2 protein-coding genes are annotated in these 1708 nt (G+C 21.3%); one reads left to right on the forward strand and one right to left on the reverse strand.

Translation table 11 applies throughout. The features are described from left to right. Positions 1-218: 218 nt before the first annotated feature. On the forward strand, positions 219-554 hold the full coding sequence (locus tag Q0H31_RS13165) for a hypothetical protein (RefSeq protein WP_295298927.1): 336 nt from the start codon (positions 219-221) through the stop codon (positions 552-554). Between the two features lie 78 nt (positions 555-632). Here Q0H31_RS13165 and Q0H31_RS13170 read toward each other — a convergent pair whose 3' ends face one another. Continuing rightward, positions 633-1652, reverse strand: a complete 1020-nt coding sequence (locus Q0H31_RS13170) for a radical SAM/SPASM domain-containing protein (RefSeq protein ID WP_295298929.1) — start codon at positions 1650-1652, stop codon at positions 633-635. Positions 1653-1708: the final 56 nt, after the last annotated feature.

The raw sequence follows: 1708 nt of genomic DNA on the forward strand, positions 1-1708 counted from the left end.
GGAATACCAAAAGAACATTTTCACTTATTTATTAAAGAATGTCAATTTAGATTTAATAATCCAAAAGTTGACAAACAATTGGAAATTATATATAATTTAGCAAAAAAGGAGCTTTTTTAGTTATCTGGGCCAGCCCCTAATTTTATATATAATAATTTTTATAGTTATGATGAACTATAATATTATTATATAAAAATTTACAACAAGGATCAGAAATAATGAGAAATAACTTCAATTATTATAATCAAAAATTACATAATTTATATATTGTTACATTTATTGTACATAAAAACAGTATACTTAAAAATAAAAAAGCTATTCTAAGAAATATAATAAAAAAAGTATTAGAAGATAATGGGTATTATTATGTTGGAACAACATTATATATAAAATATGTTTTTAACAATTATAATATAGATTTCGGTATATTATCTTTTTTGGAAGAAAAATTTATACTTGAAAGTATAGAGAAAGAATTATTAAATAGAAAGTTAAATATATTTTATATGAATTATATAGAACTGCATGTAATTGCACATAAAGTATTATTATAAGTTAAAATATTAAGCATATAATAAAACGTTAATATATTTAATTGAATATTATTAAAAATAAATAGAATTATATAAATATCATTTATTTTCTAATATACTCTGATTATTTAATTTATACGATTTAATTTTTTCTTCTACAGTATAATCTTCTAATTTATCTGGGACATAGTCTATAAAATCACAGTATTTACAAATCTTTATTTTATTTCTTCCTTTGACCATTAATTTATTTAGTTTTTTATATGTATCTGAATTCCATATTTCATTAATTGAATTTTTAGTTAAATCTCCCATTGTCATTTCTCCATAAGTATCACAGCAGCATAATGATACTTTACCATCAGGTCTTATTGCAAATTGTACAGCAGGAACATGGCATAGATAAGGCACAGTTTTCAAATTATCCTGTCTATTTGGTGCATTCCCAGCTCTAGAACTTAAAATTTGTTCTTCTTCTCTCATTTGTATTATTGTTTTTTCTTTGTATTCAGGATTTTTTAAACAAAATTCATAAATAGCTTTATTTGTATCTTTTAATTTATTGTCTTTACTGTAATTATTAATAAGAATTAAATCCAAATATTTATAAGCTTCTTTATATTTTTCTAATGATAATACACTTCCATTTGTCAAAACATGTATGAAAGCTTCAGGTAATTTAGATTTAGCTATCTTAGCAAATTCTGTTATTCTATCATCTAAAAAAGGTTCATTAGTAAAAAATATCCCCACATTACCTTTATATTTTATTTCTACTAAATCATCTATAATTTTATTGAATAATTCTGAAGACATTTTTTTGTATTCTCTTTTCTCATTTCCAACGCTTACTGGACAAAAAGAGCATTTTCCATTACATCTATTTATAGTTTCTATTAAAATATGTTCAATTCTTCTAATTTTGTATAAATTTATCACTTTTTCATTATGCGTATCTATATCTAAAGAATATCCATATGGTATATCTGGTGTATATATATTTGGTTTAGTATATTTATCTACAAGATAATTTCTAAATGCATCTCTGTATTTTTTTATTGGTATCCACCAAACGATTTTATTTATTAAATCTATTATATCTATTTTATTTTTTGACATATAAATCCCCTTCAAAAAATAAAACAGATATGTATTTTAATTTTTTTAAAATTATT

Source organism: uncultured Brachyspira sp., assembly GCF_934747485.1.
Classification (GTDB): Bacteria; Spirochaetota; Brachyspiria; order Brachyspirales; family Brachyspiraceae; genus Brachyspira.

Coding starts and splice junctions, on each gene's coding strand:
- Q0H31_RS13165 (WP_295298927.1), top strand. CDS start 219: ATGAGAAATAACTTCAATTATTATAATCAAAAATTACATAATTTATAT.
- Q0H31_RS13170 (WP_295298929.1), bottom strand. CDS start 1,652: ATGTCAAAAAATAAAATAGATATAATAGATTTAATAAATAAAATCGTT.